A 16,360-nucleotide genomic window follows, 5' to 3' on the forward strand; every position below is an offset into this window, starting at 1 on the left:
ATTACGGGGCAATCGGCGGGCGGAACTGTATTCAGACAGCCTTTTTCAGGTTGGGGCTCGCCTTGAACCGGACGGTCTTGCCCGCCTTGACCTTGACCGGTTCACCGGTGCGGGGGTTCAGCGCCTTGCGCGCCTTGGTTTTCTTGACGGTAAAGGTACCGAATGACGGCAGGGTGAAACCACCTTCGCGCTTCAGTTCCTTGATAATGGCTTCCATCAGATCCGAAGCAGCCTGGTTGGCGGCCACGCCAGTGCAATCGATCGAATCCTGAATCACGGCGGCAATAAAGGCTTTGCTCATCGAGACTGTCTGCTCCTTTCAAACCATGCTGTATAAAATTAGGACATATCCTGATTCCACCCGTAACGGTGCATGAACCATCAGGCCGGGCGGTCGCGGCTTGTAACGCAGCAGATAAACTTACGCCAGCGAATTTTTGTCATTACATGCCAAATCTTGCTGTCCAGATCAGCAAAAGCTCCGTCCCTTGCCGAAGTGGCCGATATGATACCAACTTTGGCGAAGATGGAATGTTTTATATCGAATCTGTATCATTATTTCACATGCCTGTCATCTTCGCCGGCATGAAAACCATCGCAAAAGCCCTGATATGACGGGCAGGATGGCGAAACCGTTTTACCCGCCACCTTACCGGATCACGGATATGAAAAATCCGCCCCGGCCACATCCGGGGCGGATCATGTATGGATCGGCGGACAGGCGCGGGGCCGTGTCAATCGCCCCTATGCCTTGAAATTCTGCGCGCCGAGGTCGATCACGCCTACGAATGTCACGCGCGTATGGTCCGACAGGGATATTGTCGTGTTGCCGCCCGTCACGGTAGCGTTGGCAAGCATGTCCTGCAGCGACGCCTGCGTCATGTTGTAGCCGCTGAGTTCGACAACATTGGCCGAGGACTTGCCAAAGTCCTTGATGATGTCCTGGCCACCCGCATGGCCATTGATGAAGATGAAATCGTTGATGCCATTCGCACCGGACAGGGTGTTGTTGCCACTGCCACCGATCAGGGTGTTGTTGCCGCTGCCACCGACGGCGTCGATGTCGCCCGTCGAATTCGCGCCATCGAACACCTCGTTGCCCGATCCCTGGCTGCCGTCGAAATCGGTATAGGTATCGTCGCTGGCGGTGATGTTCAGGTCATCCGTCCCCGCGGCGCCATAGATGGTGCTGCGCCATGCGCTGACGGTGGCGGTGCCGCGGGCATTGAGGAACCGCAGGCAGCCATCGACACTGACATCGCCGCCGGTCGGGTCATTGATCGTCACGAATCCGGTGGCGGAAATCGTATCGCCCGCCTCGCTGTTCATCGTCTGCGCCTCCAGCAGGTCCTCAAGCCCGTACAGGCCCTGCTGGTTCATCAGCGTCACGCTGTCATCCGTGCCGCCGGTCACCGTGCTGCCACCATGCACGGTCATGCTGTTGCCGCTGCCGGTATCGGTCACATGCGACTTGGCGCCGAGGTCGAGGCTGGCGCTGCCGGAGACCGAACTCCTGGTCTCGAGCGTGACATCCTGCGCCGCACGATCGGCGCCATAGACCGTATCCGCGCCCTGCAGGTCCAGCGTGTTGTTCGCGGCGGCGAGGTAGATCGCGGCGGCGCCGATCCCGGCATTGATCGTGTCCTGCCCGGTCCCGGTGCTGATGGTATCGCGCCCCGCACCCGTATTGATGACGTAATCGCCCGACCCGCCGGAAAAGACATTGTTGCCCGCTGCCGCCGTGAAAACCCCGGACTCGCTTCCGGCGGTATAGGTGACGCCGCCAAGGTCGCCTGCAATCACGTTCACCGGCGTCGTGACGCCCGTGGCGTTGACCGACACCGCCTGGCTGAGTGACTGGCCATTCAGGCCGCCGATGACGATGCCCGTATCGCTGCCATCAAGGGTATAGGTCCCGCCCGACGTGATATCGACAAAGGTGCGCGCGGCGCTGGACTGGTCCGTGCCGGGCGTCCCGGCGACCATGGTGTCGCTCGACAGCGTCGCGGTCACCTGCTGCGCATACTGCTGGGCAAGGGTATTGGTAAATGTGCTGTCCGTGGCGATGGATACGGTCGTACCTTGCGCACCCGTGATGCTTACAGCCTGCATGCTTTCCGCTCCCTGTTCCGTGTTGCGGACATGGGCCATGCGCGCCCCGCCACCAACCAGTTCCAACCTGCGGGGGGCCTGCATGCGTCTTGGACCAACAACCGCCTGCATCCCACCATGGAAGGGACCGCCGCCATCACCGGCACGGCACGTCCGATCCCGCACGCAGGAATAGACAGAAGGAAGTTAACAATTCTCCAAGACGGACGGCCTGCGCGATGGATTACGCGCATTGTCCCCCATGCGTCACTTCAGGGGCACGGACCGCTCGATTTCCTCGATCCACAGTCGCGCATTCCCGTCCGATGGCGCGCGCCAGTCCCCGCGCGGCGACAGCGCGCCGCCCGCCAGGACCTTGGGGCCGTTGGGCATGGCCGAACGCTTGAACTGGCTGAAGCCGAAGAAACGCTCGACAAAGACCAGCAGCCAGCGGCGTATCTCCTCCAGGGGATAGGCGACCTTGCGCTCCTCGGGGAATCCGGGGGGCCATGCGCCGTGCGCCGCGTCACGCCATGCATGATGCGCCATGAACGCGATGCGCGACGGGCGGAAGCCGTGGCGCAGGACGTAATACAGGTTGAAATCCTGCAGGGCGTAGGGGCCGATTCGCGCCTCCGTGCTCTGGACCGGGTGGCCTTCATGCGCAGGGATCAGTTCGGGCGAGATCTCGGTCTCGAGGATATCGCGCAGGATGGCGCAGGTCCGTGCCTCCTCCCCGCCACTGGACATGACCCAGCGGATCAGGTGCTGGATCAGCGTCTTGGGCAGGCCCGCATTGACGTTGTAATGCGACATCTGGTCACCCACGCCATAGGTGCACCACCCCAGCGCCAGTTCGGACAGGTCGCCGGTGCCGATCACGATGCCGCCCGACTGGTTCGCCAGACGGAACAGGAAATCGGTGCGCAGCCCCGCCTGCACGTTTTCAAACGTGACGTCATAGACCGCCTCCCCACCTGCAAAGGGATGGCCCATCTGCTCCAGCATCATCCGCGCGGTCGGGCGGATGTCGATTTCCGCCGCCGTAACGCCCAGCGCCTCCATCAGCGCCAGCGCGTTCGTGCGCGTCCCTGCGGTGGTGCCAAAGCCGGGCATGGTGTAGCCCATCACCACATCACGCCCCAGCCCCAGTTCATCGGCCGCCCTGACCGCGACCAGCAGCGCATGCGTGGAATCCAGCCCCCCCGAAATGCCAATCACCATGCGCCGCGCGCCCGATGTGCGTATCCGCTGCTTCAGGGCGGACACCTGGATGGCGAACGCCTCGTAACAGTCCTGCTCAAGCTGGGCGGGGTCTGACGGCACGAAGGGAAAGCGTGCGATGTTACGCCGAAGCCCGAGGTCGCGCATCGGCGGGTCAAGGACAAAGCCCACGCGCCGCCATGCCCCGTCATCGTCCGTGGCGCGGCGGTTGTCGCCAAAGGTGCCCATGCGCATGCGTTCCTGGCGCAGCAGGTCAAGGTCGATATCCGCCACCGCACGGACGGGACCGGTCGGGAAGCGGTCGCTCCGTGCAAGGACGACGCCATTTTCAAACACCGAGACCTGACCGTCCCACGCAAGGTCGGTGGTCGATTCCCCCTCCCCCGCTGCGGCATAGACATAGGCGCACAGGCACCGCGCCGCATGGGCCTGACACAGCAGGGTGCGGGTCTGCGCCTTGCCCACGGTGATGTCGCTGGCGGACAGGTTGGCGATCACGCTGGCCCCGGCCAGTGCGGCGCGGGTGCTGGGAGGCTGGGGCACCCACATGTCCTCGCAGATCTCCACCCCCAGCGTCAGGCCCGCGACGTCGCGCGCCTCGAACACAAGGTCGGTGCCGAACGGTGCCTCCTGCCCGCCCACGCGGATATGCGCGCCGCGCACGCCCACACCGGGGGCGAACTGCCGTGCCTCATAGAACTCGCGGTAATTGGGCAGGTAGGATTTGGGCACCACGCCAAGGACCTGCCCACGATGGATCACGACGGCGCAGTTATACAGTTCGTCGCCATGCCGCAGCGGCGCGCCCACGACCAGCACCGGCAGCAACCCCGCGCTGCCCGCCGCCAGTTCGGCCACCGCCGCGTCCACGCGTTCAAGCACGACATCCTGCTGGCGCAGGTCCTCGATGGCGTAGCCCGAGAGGCCGAGTTCGGGGAACACGGCAATCGCGACCCCGTCCGCATCGCAGGCCTGCGCCTGCTGCAGGGAGCGCAGGACATTGGCCTGCGGGTCCGCCAGCGCCACCGGCAGCGTGCAGGCCGCGACCCGCGCGAACCCATGACGATAGAGTGCGTCAAAATCCGTCATGAAACTGCCTCCGCCTGATGTCGCGACCCGGCCACGCATCGCCCCCGGGGAACGCCGCATGCACGGACCGCCGGATGGTCAGATGTACTCCCACATCCCGTCCGCCACAAACCCCGCACCTTCACGATCTGCCCATCGCGATGAACTTCGCCGGACGTGAAACATTTACATTACACGCATGGACGCCAGCGGCCGACAGGCCCCATGCGACACACCAACTGAAGGAGCGCAAGATATGGACCTGTTACGCTGGACCATCACCTTCCTCGTCCTGGCCCTGATCGCTGCGGTTTTCGGGTTTGGCGGGATTTCATCGACCTTCGCCTATTTCGGGAAGGTCCTGTTCTTCATCTTCATCATACTGTTCGTCATTGGATTGTTTTTCGGCCGCGGCCGCGGAAGCGTCCCTTGACCTTCAGCCCACGTGGCACCAGCCACAGCAGCATGAAGGCATAAAGGCCACTCAGCGCGGTCATGGAGACCGGCAGCCATGCGATCAGGTAGGTCGGGGCGTCACATGGCTTGGCCGGGCGTGCAGGCATCGAGGCCAGCCGTTCGGCAAAGGTGCCGCCGTGGAAGGTGGGGGCCCGGCATTCCGGCAGCGGGCTGGGCCACCATCCCTGCTCCACCCCGACATGCAGGACCGACAGTCCGCATGAAACCAGCAGCACCGGCATGCAGCACCACAGCACGGGACGGGCGGCGTCACGGGGCAGCACCATCGCCCCGATCCCCAGACCCACCAGTACGCGATAGGGCCATCTTTCCCACAGGCACAACCCGCACGGGACATGGCCCAGCGCGTGCTCCGTCCACCATGCCAGAGCAAGCGCCAGCGAACCCGCCAGCGCCATCACAAATCCCGTGCCTCTCATCATGCCTTACGAAGAGACAGAAACGGGTGCCCCGTCAAGCGCCTGAAGGAAATCATTGGCCCAACTGACCGCTGTCGTGCGGCTGACTTCCTTCTCCAGCGCGATCCAGCGGGTCTGGCGTTCCGGGCGCTGCATCGTCAGCGCCTGGTGCAGCGCATCGGCAATTTCGTCCGTGTCGTAGGGATTGACTAGGATCGCCTCGTCCAGTTCGGGGGCGGCGCCGGCGAAATGCGACAGGATCAGCACACCCGGGTCCGCCGGGTCCTGGGCCGCGACATATTCCTTGGCCACCAGGTTCATCCCGTCACGCAGCGGGGTGATCAGCGCGACATCCGCCATGCGGTAGAACCCGGCCAGCACATCGCGCGAGATCGGGCGGGTGATATAGCGGATCGGCGTCCAGTCGAATTCGGAATAGGCCCCGTTGATCCGTCCCGTCAGTTCGTCAAGCTGGCAGCGCAACTGGCGGTATTCCTCCACATTCCCGCGTGAGATCGGGGCGACCTGCAGGAACGTGACCCTGCCGCGATGTTCGGGATAGCGCGACAGCAGCGCCTCGTATCCCTTGAAGCGTTCGGGCAGCCCCTTGGAATAATCCAGACGGTCCACCCCCAGCACCAGTTGCGCCCCGCGCAGGCTGTCGCGCAGGCGGCTGACCTCCGGCCCTTCCATGCTGGCTTCGGCCTGCGCGCGGAATTCCACCGGGTCGATGCCGATCGGGAATGCCTGCCCGCGTTCGGCCATGTGGTTCATGCGCAGCGCGTGGTTGAGGTTTTCCGCATCCTCGGGCGTCTGCACGCCGACAAGGTCATAGCTCTGCATGTCCTCAAGCAGCAGTTCCGCACCCGGCAGGGCGCGCACCAGGCTCCATGGCGGGAACGGGATATGCAGGAAGAAGCCGATCCGGCACTTCACCCCGAGGTCACGCAGCGCCTGCCCAAGGGGGAACAGGTGATAGTCATGGATCCAGATCGTGTCGTCAGGCCGCAGGAGCGGCCGCAGCGTGCGCGCGAACATGGCGTTGACGCCAAGATACATTTCCCAGTCCATGCGGGAATAGTTCATCAGCCCGACACGGTAATGGAACAGCGGCCACAGGATGCCGTTGGAGAAATTCTGGTAGAACCCGGCATGCTGCGCGCGGGTCAGGTCGATGGTGGCATAGGTGACGTTCTTCACCTGGTCGATGCTGGGTGTGGGATCGCCATCCATATGGTCCACCTGCCGCCCGGACCAGCCGAACCACAGGGCGTCCCCTTCGCGCAGCGCATCCTTCAGCCCGACGGCAAGCCCCCCTGCGGGCTGGTTGCGATCACGCGGGGCGGGAACGCGGTTCGATACGATAATCAGGCGCCCCATGCGTCATCCCCCCCACATGCCAGCGTCCCGAGCCACGCCCGCACGGCGGCGGGGTCGGCAAAATCGCGCGGGATGCGCAGGCCAATCCCGCCCAGCGCAACCGCCGCGCGGATCCCGTCCTCGTCCGTTACGTCATCGCCGATGAACACCGGGTAACGCCCCGCGAACGGCGCAGCCTTCATCAGGTCGCGCACCGCATGGCCCTTGTCGATGCCGGCGGGACGGATTTCCCACGCCATCTTGGCCTCCTGCACATGAAAGCGCGGGTCCGACGCCACCCAGCCATCGGCGACCTCACGCAGGGCCGGGCCGGCATCGGGCGCGCCACGGAAATGCAGGACGACGGCCGCCTTCTTGCGCTCGATCCGCACGCCGGGATATTTCGCCGCCAGCGCATCCGCCTGCGCCAGCCACGCGGACGGCACGGCGGGCAGGTTGGCGCGGTGGATGATGCCGCCGGGACTGCGCCGCACGGCGATGCCATGCTCCCCCGCCACGGCATAGGGCACATCGCCCAGGAAAAAATCGATCTGTTCAATGGGGCGGCCCGAAATGACCGCCACCGCGTCCGCGCATTTCGCCCGCAACCGCCGCAGGCTCGCCAGCAGCCCGGCCTGTACCTTCACCGATTCGGGCGTTGGCGCGATTTCCACCAGCGTACCATCGAAATCCAGCAGGAACGCGGTCTTGTCGGGAGGGGGCATGTCGCCGTGGCCAGGCAGGGAAGACATCAGGCTCATAATGGTTCAGACCTCCGGGAAACCGAACGGGCAGGGATATCGACGCAAGGGCGGGGAACGGCGACGCCGGTTCCCCGTTTTACGTGGCGTCGGGGTATGCTTGCATATCAATGCAGCAAGAGTGGGGCAGCGGCCGAACCATCCTCGGCCGCCGGTGGCGGGGCGGGTACCGGCGCGGCCGGACGCGCCACGGGCTGCGGTGGCGGCGGCATGGGTGGCGGCGGCGGCAGGGCCGTCGTCCCCTGCGGCGGCGGTGCGGCCGCGGTCACGGGGGCCGGTGCCGTGGACTCCGCACCGGGCGTCACGGGTGGCGCGGCCTGCTGCTGCTGCACCACGGCAAGCGGCGGCGGGATGGGGGCGACATCCGCCCCGCCACACCCGACGACCTGCACGTCGTAAAGCGGGTTCTGGAAGACGCCGAGAGCCGGTTCCTGACGCAGCATCCAGCCATCGAACGGCATCATCCCCTCATGCGCATCATGCACCGAAAGCCACGCCGCCGTATCGGCGGCCAGCGTCGGCGGCCGTTCGAGGCAGGCGCGCGCATGCAGCGTCAGGCTCTTGTAGGTCGCATCCTGCCCGGCGGGGATATCGAGGACCTGCACATGGGCATCAAGCTTGTCGAGGATCCGCACCACCGCGCTCCCGCGGCCCTTCCACGTGTCGGGCGGGTACATCGCGGGCGGCGGCAGCCATTGCGGCGCATCGGCACGGGCAACAGGAACCCAAGGGGCCGCAGCCCCGCCCAGCAGGGAAACGGCAAGGGCCGCGGCACGCATCTGTCGCCTCATGCGTGGGGACTCCGCATCCTGTGGACCAGTTCGATCAGGATACGCCGCATCTGCGCCTCATCCACACCCATCAGGATCGCATCCTCGAACGCGTCGCGCATGACATCATGCAGTTCGACATAGTTTTCACGCAGCACCAGCAGTTTCTCACGGCACGACACAGGCTCCCCGTCGCGCTGGGGCCAGATCGTGGGAATGGCGTCGTCCTGGCTGTCACCCTGTCCCATCCTTATGGCTCCCTGCCCGATGCGGGCGCATCAGGTGGCGCAAGGGGCGCCGGGGCCGGCGCAGAAGCGGGGGCGGGCGTCGCCGGGGCGTCCGTCGCGCCGGACTGCTGCGCATGGGCGCGGGCCTGGTTGGCCTGCGTCAGGGTGTCGGTGACGGAGAAGATGAACTTGCTGAGCAACTGTTCCAGGCTGATGGAGCCCTGCGTCTCCCCGATCGTGGCGCCGGGTTTCAGCATCCTGTCATCCCCACCGGGGGAGAGCGCGATGTATTTCCCGCCAAGCAGGCTGTCGCTGGTGATGATGGCCGCCGTATCGTCGGGCAGCTTTATGTCCGGGCGCACCGTGAACGTCACGCCTGCGGCGAACGTCTTCGGGTTCACCCGTTCATCGACGACCTGCCCCACCGTGATCCCGGCAAGGCGCACGTCCGAACCGACGGCAAGCCCGTCGATATGCGCGAATGTCGCATTCAGGCGGTATCCGCTTTCGGCCGGGCGTCCCTTGTCGATCACGGCATAGGCCAGAAAGCCGCCCAGCAGTGCAAGGACCGCGAACCCGGCCAGAAGATCCGCCGGTTTCCGTTCCGGACGTGCTGAAACCCCAGCAACCATGACGCGATGCTTTCCCAAAATCGATCAGCATCACCCATAACAGGTTATGCCGTGCGTTTCACCCTTCGGGGAACCATGCATCATAATCGCTGGTGGTTGAAGCCCGCTGTCCCCCGCGATAGTCGCTGCCGGGCGGGCGATAGGCGTCGGGGGTCCCGGTCTGGTTGGGCTGGTACGGGATCTGCCACGACCTGCGCGCGCTTTCAGGCAGGGGGGCGTCGTCGATATGGTGCAGCCATCCCCACCATTCCGGCGGGACGGCGGACGCATCCTCCCCCTTGTGATAGATGACCCAGCGTTCGTGCCGCTTCAGACCTCCACCGGTCCGGTTGGCCGTGCGGGCCTCATAATAGCACCGGCCATCGGCATCCTTGCCAACCAGCCGGCCCTTGAATCTGGTATAGATACGGGTGCCGAGATTTGCCATGGCCCGCAGCCTAGCGGCATTTCGCGCGAACACGGCGTCACATCTGCGGGATCATGCCCATATCGCGCAAATAACGTCGCGACCTTCGTGCCCGTGACGGGCAACCGCCATGCCCGTTACCATCACCGGCGGCGTCATGCGCGCCATTCACACAAAGTTATCCCCCATATCCACGATATACAGTGGAATGTATAGTTGCGACTCCCCTCCGCGCGGGTTCCGGGGCGGTGACGCGCGGGGATAGACTGCCCCCATGACAGCACGAAGCCACTGGAACGGCGTTCGCATGCGTACCGTGCAGGCCGCCGCGGACCCCGACGATGCCCCCCGCACCGTCACACTTCCCGCCGATTGGGACGATACGGCGGCGGAGGCGCTTGCACGGCTGACGCCGGGCCACCGTCCCGTCGATCTGGCGCACGAGGCGGCGCGATGGGTCGATGACCTGTGCGCGGGCGAGATCGCACGCCCCGTCATCGAACCGGTCGCGCGGTCGCTCTCCTGCCTGCTGCTGCTGCGTCAGGCCGCCCCGACGGAGGCGCTGTGGCACGGGCATTTCGACCGCAGGCCGGGATTCATCGTCAACCTGGCGGCGTTCGTGCATCCCGACATCGGCTTCCGCGCCGATGATTTCGTCGCGGCCCTGCGCCTGCTCGCCCGGGTGCTGCGCACCATCGCGCAGCAGAAGGCGGCGCTGCGCAACGGGGAACTGCCGCTCAACGACCCCGCCGCCCCGCCCGCCGCAGCCAGCGTGGACGACATGGCCGGCACGCGCACGATGGTCGCGGGGGAAATCCTGCTGACCAACCTTGACGCCTGCCTTGCGGGGCTGGGCCTCGATTATGACAGCGAGGGCGGGCGTGACGCGGCGTGCAGCCTTGTCGCGCTGGCGACGCTGGTGGCCCATGCGGGCGAGGGCGCGGACGCCCTGCCCCTGCCGCCCGTGCGCAGCATAGTCCCCGGCGTGAACCAGATCGCGCGTACCGTATGGCAGGATGCGGCGGTGGAAACCGAACATCCCATGGCGCGGGTGGAAACCGGGTTTTCCGCCCCCGGCCCGATCGACGCCCTGCTGGGGGTGGAGGCCTGCGGACTGGCCCCGGCCTTCTCCCCCCTGCGTCCCGACGGGCGGCTGGCGACCAGCACGCTGTCGCGCCTGGCCTGCCGTGGCCTGACGCTGGAGGCCGCGTTCGCCGCCATGCTGGCGGGTGAGGTCGTCCTCCCCCTGCCCGATGCGTCCTCCCACCAGGCGATGTATCGCGCGCTGGCCGGTTTCATCGACCGCATGCCGCCGCGCCCCGATTCCATGCGCGACACGCTGCAGACCCGCGCGGTGCTGGAACGTGGCGTGCGCCGCGCCCTGCCGCCGCGCCATGGCGGCTTCACGCAGAAGGCCAGCGTGGGTGGCCACCGGCTTTACCTGCGCACCGGCGAGTATGAGGACGGGACGCTGGGTGAAATCTCCATCACCCCCACGCGCGAAAGCCCGATGACGCGCGGCCTGATGGACAGCCTGGGACAGGCCGTCAGCATCGGCCTGCAATATGGCGCGCCACTGGAAATCTATGTCGATGCGTTTGCCTACAGCCATTTCGGCCCGGCCGGGACGGTGGAGGGCGACGCGGTTGCATCCTATGCGACATCCATGCTGGATTATGCGTTCAGGGCGCTGTCCGATGCCTATCTTGGCCGCAGGCTGCCTGATGCCCCGCATGAGGACAGCCTGACGCCGGCGCCATCGCCCATGCTGCCGCTGGACCTTCCGACACGGGACCAGCCGGCCCACGGGCGTTCGGGTGGCGACAATGACGAAACGCCGCCGCCGCGACGCGGCAGGCTGCGGCTGGTTGTATGACGGCGCATGCGCGCCATGGAAAACAGGAACTGAACCGATGTCCGCACATACCCCCGAAGACCGCCTCAAGCAGCTTGGCATCGTCCTGCCGACGCCCGCCGCCCCGGTCGCCAACTATGTCGCCGCCGTCATCAGCGGCTCCTCCCTTGTCGTATCGGGGCAGCTTCCGCTGGTGGACGGGAAGCTGTATGCCAGCGGCAAGCTGGGCGACAGCGTGGCGGTCGAACTCGCGGTGGAAGCCGCGCGCTACAGCATGATCAACGTCATCGCGCAGGTGAAGGCTGCCATCGGCGACCTGTCGCGCGTCAGGCGGGTCGTGCGGCTGGGTGGCTTCATCGCCTGCACGCCCGACTTCACGCAGCATGCCAGCGTCATGAATGGCGCATCCGACCTGTCCGTCGCCGTGTTCGGCGATGCGGGACGCCATGCGCGCTCCACCGTGGGCGTGCCGTCCCTGCCGCTGGATTCGGCGGTCGAGGTCGAGGGCCTGTTCGAAATCGCCTGATCCCCGTCCTCCCATCCCGGCCGCGCGCCTGTCTGCCCGTGCAGGGGGCGGCGGCACACCGTCATGGGGATCGTGCGATGCCTGACACCGACCCATCCGCAGGGCTGAGCCTGAGCCTGCACCGCCGCATCGCGGAAATCCCCGCGGCGCAGTGGGACCTGTGCGCGGGCGGGGACAACCCGTTCGTCAGCCATGCCTTCCTGTCCGCGCTGGAAGATAGCGGGTCGGTCGATGCGCGCACCGGATGGCTGCCGCAGCACGCCGTCCTGCGCACGGCGGACGGGTCGGTGGTGGCGGTGGCCCCGATGTATGCGAAATCCCATTCCTTCGGCGAATATGTGTTCGACCAGCAATGGGCCCGCGCGTTCGAGCAGGCAGGCGGGCAGTACTACCCAAAATTGCAGGTCGCCGTTCCCTTCTCCCCCGTGCCCGGCCCGCGCCTTTTGCTGCGCGCGGACCGGCGCGATGACCGGCCGCTTGCCCGCGCGCTGGTCGGTGCGCTGCGGCAGGCCTGTGGCGAACTGGGCCTGTCCTCCACCCATGTGACGTTCTGCGAACAGGGCGAATATGACCTGATGGGGGACGAAGGCTGGCTGCGGCGACTGGGGGTGCAGTATCACTGGGACAATCCCGGCTATGCCAGCTTTGACGATTTCCTCGACGCCCTTGCCTCGCGCAAGCGCAAGACGCTGCGGCGTGAACGGCGCGACGCCAATGGCTGCGGCCTGACGTTCGATGTGGTGCGCGGCCCCGACATTACCGAGGACCTGTGGGACCATTTCTACCGCTTCTATCTCTCCACCGTGGACCGCAAATGGGGCAGCGCCTACCTGCGCCGCCCGTTCTTCTCCCTCCTGTCGCAGCGGCTGGGCGCGCGGGTGGTGCTGATGATCGCGCGCCAGGACGGGACACCCGTGGCGGGCGCGCTGAACCTGATGGGGCGCGACACGCTGTATGGCCGCAACTGGGGCTGTGACCGGGGCGACTGGCCGTTCCTGCATTTCGAACTGTGCTACTACCGCGCGATGGACTTCGCCATCAGCCACGGCCTGCGCCGGGTGGAGGCGGGCGCACAGGGAGAGCACAAGCTGCAACGCGGCTATCGCCCCTGCCTGACCCATTCCGCGCACTGGATCGAGCATCCCGGCCTGCGCCATGCGGTGGCGGAATTCCTGGAGCATGAACGCACCGCCGTCCTGGGCGAGATGGAGGTGCTCGACGCCATGACCCCCTACCGCACGCAAAGCTGAACATCCCCTGCGCCCCCACGGGTGATGCAGGTCATGCGCACGCCCGCCCCATGGTGATAGGATACGCCCCTGCGACCGCGCGTGCCCCGCACGCACGGACCTGATGATGAGGGAGGAATACCCGCCATGCATGCCATGAGACTGAACGCCCCGCATACCCCGTTGCAATGGACGGAACTGCCGGACCCCGAACCGGGACCGGGGCAGATCCGGGTCAAGGTCGGGGCCTGTGGCGTGTGCCGCACCGACCTGCATGTCGTCGATGCGGACCTGCCTTTCCCCGGCCATCCGCTGACACCGGGGCATGAGATCGTCGGGCGCATCGATGCACTCGGCCCCAATGTCACCGACCTGCATATCGGGCAGCGCGTCGGCATCCCATGGCTGGGCCATACGTGCGGGCACTGCCATTACTGCGACACCGGGCGGGAAAACCTGTGCGACCATCCGCTGTTCACCGGCTATACCCGCGATGGCGGTTACGCCACGATGGCAGTGGCGGATGCGCATTTCACCTTCCCCCTGCCCGATGGCACCGATGACGTGGCCACCGCGCCGCTGCTGTGCGCGGGCCTGATCGGGTGGCGTTCGCTGGTGATCGCGGGCAAGGACGCGCAGACCATCGGCCTGTACGGCTTTGGCGCCGCTGCCCACATCATCGCACAGGTCGCACTGTGGCAGGGGCGCAAGGTCTATGCCTTCACCCGGCCGGGCGATACGAAGACACAGCAGTTCGCCCGTGACCTCGGCGCGACATGGGCGGGTGGATCGGATGAACTCCCGCCCGAGCAGCTTGACGCCACGATCATCTTCGCCCCCGTGGGCGCGCTGGTGCCTGCCGCGCTGAAGGCCGTGCACAAGGCCGGGCGCGTCGTGTGCGCGGGCATCCATATGAGCGAGATCCCGGCATTTTCGTACGACCTGCTGTGGGAGGAGCGGCAGCTTGTCTCGGTCGCGAACCTGACACGGCAGGACGGGATCGACTTCCTTGAACTCGTCCCCCGCGTGGGGGTGCGTACGACAACGACCCCCTATCCCCTGCGGGACGCCAACCGTGCGCTTGACGACCTGCGCCACGGGCGCTTCGAAGGGGCCGCCGTCCTGGTTCCCTGAAAGCAACCCCCTGATAAAATAAACAAAAGTTCCCGGGCGCCGCCTTTTTCCCAAAAAGGCGGCGTGCCCTTGGCGCTTTTTGACAAAAAGCGTCACCAAAAACTTCCATTCATCAGCCTTCCCCACCTGCACGACCTCCCCGCGCGAAAGGGGTGTTCGACAGGCTCCATCATTATTGCTGGCATTTCAGGCCATCTTTCTTTATGCACCCCCCTTCCCCCATGACGCATGAAGGGCCGGCGGCCTCTCCTCCTGCGTCGCCCTGAATTTATCTGCCCGGATTGCTTCATCACATGTCGTTTCCTGAGACCCATCCCGCACTTCAACGCGCGCTGGACGAGCGGGGGTATGAAAACCCTACGCCCGTACAGACCGCAGTCCTCGACGTTGCCGCCGACGGGCGTGACCTCCTCGTCTCGGCCCAGACCGGGTCGGGCAAGACGGTCGCCTTTGGCCTGGCGATGGCCGATACGCTGCTGGGCGGTGACGAACGCCTTGGCCCGGCGGGTCCGCCGCTTGCGGTCATCATCGCGCCCACGCGCGAACTGGCCATGCAGGTCACGCGCGAACTGACGTGGCTTTATGCCCCTGCCGGCGCGCGCATCGTCTCGTGCATCGGCGGGATGGACGCCCGGCGTGAGGCGCGTGCCCTGCAGATGGGTGCCCATATCGTCGTCGGCACGCCCGGACGCCTGTGCGATCACCTCTCACGCGGGCGTCTGGTGATGACGGACCTGCGGGTCGTCGTGCTCGACGAAGCGGACGAGATGCTTGACCTCGGCTTCCGCGACGAACTCGAACAACTGCTCGACGCGATGCCCAAGACGCGGCGCACGCTGCTGTTCTCCGCCACGATCGCGCGTGAGATCGCCTCGCTGGCCAAGCGTTACCAGCATGACGCCCTGCGCATCGACACCCTTTCGGGCAGCAAGCAGCACGCGGACATCGAATATCGCGCGCTGCTGACGGATGCGCGGGAAATCATTCCCTCGGTCGTCAACGTCCTGCGTGAAACCGACAGCCCGACGACGATGGTGTTCTGCGCCACGCGTGAACTGGTCCGCCACATGCAGTCGGCACTGGTGGAACGTGGTTTCTCCTCCGTTGCGCTGTCGGGCGAACTGGGGCAGGCCGAACGCACCCGCGCCATCGACAGCCTGCGCAAGGGACAGGCCAGCGTCTGTGTCGCGACCGACGTGGCCGCGCGCGGCATCGACATCCCGGCACTTGCGCTGGTGGTGCATGCCTCCCTGCCGACCGACCCTGCCACCCTGCTGCACCGTTCGGGCCGGACCGGCCGTGCGGGGCGCAAGGGCGTGTGCGTGCTGATGGTACCCGTCTCGCAGCGCCGCCGCGCCGAACGCCTGATGATGGGGGCCAAGATTTCGGCCACATGGTCCGCCGTGCCCAGCGCGGAGGAAATCCGCGTGCTCGACACGCAGCGCCTGCTGGCGGACCCGGCCCTGTCGGAAGAAGTGCCCGAGGCGGATCGCGAACTGATTTCGCGCCTGACCGAAGCCCATTCGCCCGAACAGTTGGCCGCGGCCCTGCTGCGCACCTATCGCGCGCACCTGCCGCAGCCGGAAAACGTGCGCCAGATCACGCCCGACAGCCGTCCGCCCCGCGCCGAAGGCCCGCGTGCCCCGCGTGAAAGCCGCGATTACGCCCCGCGCGAACCGGGGGAATGGTTCTCCATGAGTGTCGGGCGGCAGGACAAGGCCGACCCGAAATGGCTGGTGCCGCTGATCTGCCGCCTTGGCGGGGTGCGCAAGTCCGATATCGGCGCGATCCGCATCGCCGATACGCAGACGCTGTTCGAGATCGCACCGGATACGGCGGAAAAGTTCCGCTCCTGCATCGCTGCGATCGATAATGACGAGGTCCAGGTCGCCCCGGCCTCTGCGCCCGCCGGTGGTGCGGGTCCGCGCCGGGCACCGGGGCCGCGCGGTCCGCGTCCGCCCGCAGGTGGCCGTCGCCCGCGTCCCTTTGGTGGTGGTGGCGGGCATGGCGGCCCGCGCGGTGGCGCGCATGGTTCGTCGCGCAAGCGCAGCGCCCGCCCGGCCTGATCCCGCACATGACCGGTCCGGCCTGACGCCGGATCGGTCAAAAAAAGAAGGGGCTGGCATAGGTAAGGATTGTTTGGAACGGTTCACGCAGGCAGTTTAGCCCATTGAGTGAGGATTTTCAGGAGTTTTGCAGGCGA

Annotated in this window: 16 protein-coding genes; 6 read left to right on the forward strand and 10 right to left on the reverse strand. The window is 66.2% G+C overall.

Annotated features, from left to right (window positions below; all coding sequences use genetic code 11):
- Positions 1 to 31: 31 nt before the first annotated feature.
- The 3 genes from HNH97_RS06250 to HNH97_RS06260 all read right to left on the reverse strand — a co-directional run bounded on the left by HNH97_RS06250 (position 32) and on the right by HNH97_RS06260 (position 4,404).
- On the reverse strand, positions 32 to 301 hold the full coding sequence (locus HNH97_RS06250) for an HU family DNA-binding protein (RefSeq protein ID WP_003617455.1): 270 nt from the start codon (positions 299 to 301) through the stop codon (positions 32 to 34).
- A gap of 443 nt (positions 302 to 744) precedes the next feature.
- Positions 745 to 2,196 (reverse strand): hypothetical protein, encoded by a 1,452-nt coding sequence (locus HNH97_RS06255; RefSeq protein WP_171790291.1) that lies wholly within the window; start codon positions 2,194 to 2,196, stop codon positions 745 to 747.
- 162 nt (positions 2,197 to 2,358) lie between these two features.
- Complete coding sequence (locus HNH97_RS06260; protein WP_171790293.1) at positions 2,359 to 4,404, reverse strand: NAD(+) synthase; 2,046 nt, start codon at positions 4,402 to 4,404, stop codon at positions 2,359 to 2,361.
- Between the two features lie 235 nt (positions 4,405 to 4,639).
- Here HNH97_RS06260 and HNH97_RS06265 point away from each other — a divergent pair, with 235 nt between their 5' ends.
- On the forward strand, positions 4,640 to 4,816 hold the full coding sequence (locus tag HNH97_RS06265) for a DUF1328 domain-containing protein (protein ID WP_003617451.1): 177 nt from the start codon (positions 4,640 to 4,642) through the stop codon (positions 4,814 to 4,816).
- Here the strand turns inward: HNH97_RS06265 and HNH97_RS06270 are convergent.
- From HNH97_RS06270 to HNH97_RS06300, 7 genes are all read right to left on the reverse strand, one after another.
- Positions 4,773 to 5,258 (reverse strand): disulfide bond formation protein B, encoded by a 486-nt coding sequence (locus tag HNH97_RS06270; RefSeq protein ID WP_171790295.1) that lies wholly within the window; start codon positions 5,256 to 5,258, stop codon positions 4,773 to 4,775. The two genes, HNH97_RS06265 and HNH97_RS06270, sit on opposite strands and share 44 nt — an antisense overlap.
- 27 nt (positions 5,259 to 5,285) lie before the next feature.
- Positions 5,286 to 6,638, reverse strand: a complete 1,353-nt coding sequence (locus tag HNH97_RS06275; protein WP_110912497.1) for an alpha,alpha-trehalose-phosphate synthase (UDP-forming) — start codon at positions 6,636 to 6,638, stop codon at positions 5,286 to 5,288.
- A complete protein-coding gene (gene otsB, locus HNH97_RS06280; protein ID WP_110912496.1) occupies positions 6,626 to 7,378 on the reverse strand; it encodes a trehalose-phosphatase in 753 nt (250 codons plus the stop codon). The genes HNH97_RS06275 and otsB overlap by 13 nt, the downstream gene beginning before the upstream one ends.
- 107 nt (positions 7,379 to 7,485) lie before the next feature.
- Positions 7,486 to 8,169, reverse strand: a complete 684-nt coding sequence (locus tag HNH97_RS18135) for a DUF2155 domain-containing protein (RefSeq protein WP_171790297.1) — start codon at positions 8,167 to 8,169, stop codon at positions 7,486 to 7,488.
- Positions 8,166 to 8,396: a hypothetical protein gene (locus HNH97_RS06290; RefSeq protein WP_110912494.1), complete on the reverse strand. Its 231-nt coding sequence runs from the start codon at positions 8,394 to 8,396 to the stop codon at positions 8,166 to 8,168. The genes HNH97_RS18135 and HNH97_RS06290 overlap by 4 nt, the downstream gene beginning before the upstream one ends.
- Before the next feature lie 2 nt (positions 8,397 to 8,398).
- Positions 8,399 to 9,007, reverse strand: a complete 609-nt coding sequence (mlaD, locus tag HNH97_RS06295; protein WP_110912493.1) for an outer membrane lipid asymmetry maintenance protein MlaD — start codon at positions 9,005 to 9,007, stop codon at positions 8,399 to 8,401.
- A 58-nt stretch (positions 9,008 to 9,065) separates the two neighbouring features.
- Entirely contained in the window at positions 9,066 to 9,434 is a 369-nt protein-coding gene (locus HNH97_RS06300; protein WP_110912492.1) for an NADH:ubiquinone oxidoreductase subunit NDUFA12, read from the reverse strand.
- A gap of 286 nt (positions 9,435 to 9,720) precedes the next feature.
- Here HNH97_RS06300 and HNH97_RS06305 point away from each other — a divergent pair, with 286 nt between their 5' ends.
- From HNH97_RS06305 to HNH97_RS06325, 5 genes are all read left to right on the forward strand, one after another.
- The gene (locus HNH97_RS06305; RefSeq protein WP_233044468.1) at positions 9,721 to 11,289 is read left to right on the forward strand and encodes a TSCPD domain-containing protein; all 1,569 of its coding nucleotides are present in this window, start codon (positions 9,721 to 9,723) and stop codon (positions 11,287 to 11,289) included.
- Between the two features lie 37 nt (positions 11,290 to 11,326).
- The gene (locus tag HNH97_RS06310) at positions 11,327 to 11,794 is read left to right on the forward strand and encodes a RidA family protein (protein WP_110912490.1); all 468 of its coding nucleotides are present in this window, start codon (positions 11,327 to 11,329) and stop codon (positions 11,792 to 11,794) included.
- A gap of 77 nt (positions 11,795 to 11,871) precedes the next feature.
- Positions 11,872 to 13,044, forward strand: coding sequence for a GNAT family N-acetyltransferase (locus tag HNH97_RS06315; RefSeq protein WP_167400281.1), 1,173 nt, complete (start codon positions 11,872 to 11,874; stop codon positions 13,042 to 13,044).
- Between the two features lie 126 nt (positions 13,045 to 13,170).
- The gene (locus HNH97_RS06320; RefSeq protein ID WP_110912489.1) at positions 13,171 to 14,157 is read left to right on the forward strand and encodes a zinc-dependent alcohol dehydrogenase family protein; all 987 of its coding nucleotides are present in this window, start codon (positions 13,171 to 13,173) and stop codon (positions 14,155 to 14,157) included.
- Positions 14,158 to 14,450: 293 nt separating this feature from the next.
- Positions 14,451 to 16,223 carry a DEAD/DEAH box helicase gene (locus HNH97_RS06325; protein WP_110912488.1) on the forward strand — a complete coding sequence of 591 codons (1,773 nt, stop codon included), beginning with the start codon at positions 14,451 to 14,453 and terminating at the stop codon, positions 16,221 to 16,223.
- Positions 16,224 to 16,360: the final 137 nt, after the last annotated feature.

This window comes from Gluconacetobacter entanii, from assembly GCF_013155425.1.
Classification (GTDB): domain Bacteria; phylum Pseudomonadota; class Alphaproteobacteria; order Acetobacterales; family Acetobacteraceae; genus Novacetimonas; species Novacetimonas entanii.

What these genes read in the sequence shown, in the direction of transcription:
- HNH97_RS06250 (WP_003617455.1), bottom strand. Translation starts at nt 301, where the DNA reads ATGAGCAAAGCCTTTATTGCCGCCGTGATTCAGGATTCGATCGATTGC.
- HNH97_RS06255 (WP_171790291.1), bottom strand. Translation starts at nt 2,196, where the DNA reads ATGCAGGCCCCCCGCAGGTTGGAACTGGTTGGTGGCGGGGCGCGCATG.
- HNH97_RS06260 (WP_171790293.1), bottom strand. Translation starts at nt 4,404, where the DNA reads ATGACGGATTTTGACGCACTCTATCGTCATGGGTTCGCGCGGGTCGCG.
- HNH97_RS06265 (WP_003617451.1), top strand. Translation starts at nt 4,640, where the DNA reads ATGGACCTGTTACGCTGGACCATCACCTTCCTCGTCCTGGCCCTGATC.
- HNH97_RS06270 (WP_171790295.1), bottom strand. Translation starts at nt 5,258, where the DNA reads ATGGCGCTGGCGGGTTCGCTGGCGCTTGCTCTGGCATGGTGGACGGAG.
- HNH97_RS06275 (WP_110912497.1), bottom strand. Translation starts at nt 6,638, where the DNA reads ATGGGGCGCCTGATTATCGTATCGAACCGCGTTCCCGCCCCGCGTGAT.
- otsB (WP_110912496.1), bottom strand. Translation starts at nt 7,378, where the DNA reads ATGAGCCTGATGTCTTCCCTGCCTGGCCACGGCGACATGCCCCCTCCC.
- HNH97_RS18135 (WP_171790297.1), bottom strand. Translation starts at nt 8,169, where the DNA reads ATGAGGCGACAGATGCGTGCCGCGGCCCTTGCCGTTTCCCTGCTGGGC.
- HNH97_RS06290 (WP_110912494.1), bottom strand. Translation starts at nt 8,396, where the DNA reads ATGGGACAGGGTGACAGCCAGGACGACGCCATTCCCACGATCTGGCCC.
- mlaD (WP_110912493.1), bottom strand. Translation starts at nt 9,007, where the DNA reads ATGGTTGCTGGGGTTTCAGCACGTCCGGAACGGAAACCGGCGGATCTT.
- HNH97_RS06300 (WP_110912492.1), bottom strand. Translation starts at nt 9,434, where the DNA reads ATGGCAAATCTCGGCACCCGTATCTATACCAGATTCAAGGGCCGGCTG.
- HNH97_RS06305 (WP_233044468.1), top strand. Translation starts at nt 9,721, where the DNA reads ATGCGTACCGTGCAGGCCGCCGCGGACCCCGACGATGCCCCCCGCACC.
- HNH97_RS06310 (WP_110912490.1), top strand. Translation starts at nt 11,327, where the DNA reads ATGTCCGCACATACCCCCGAAGACCGCCTCAAGCAGCTTGGCATCGTC.
- HNH97_RS06315 (WP_167400281.1), top strand. Translation starts at nt 11,872, where the DNA reads ATGCCTGACACCGACCCATCCGCAGGGCTGAGCCTGAGCCTGCACCGC.
- HNH97_RS06320 (WP_110912489.1), top strand. Translation starts at nt 13,171, where the DNA reads ATGCATGCCATGAGACTGAACGCCCCGCATACCCCGTTGCAATGGACG.
- HNH97_RS06325 (WP_110912488.1), top strand. Translation starts at nt 14,451, where the DNA reads ATGTCGTTTCCTGAGACCCATCCCGCACTTCAACGCGCGCTGGACGAG.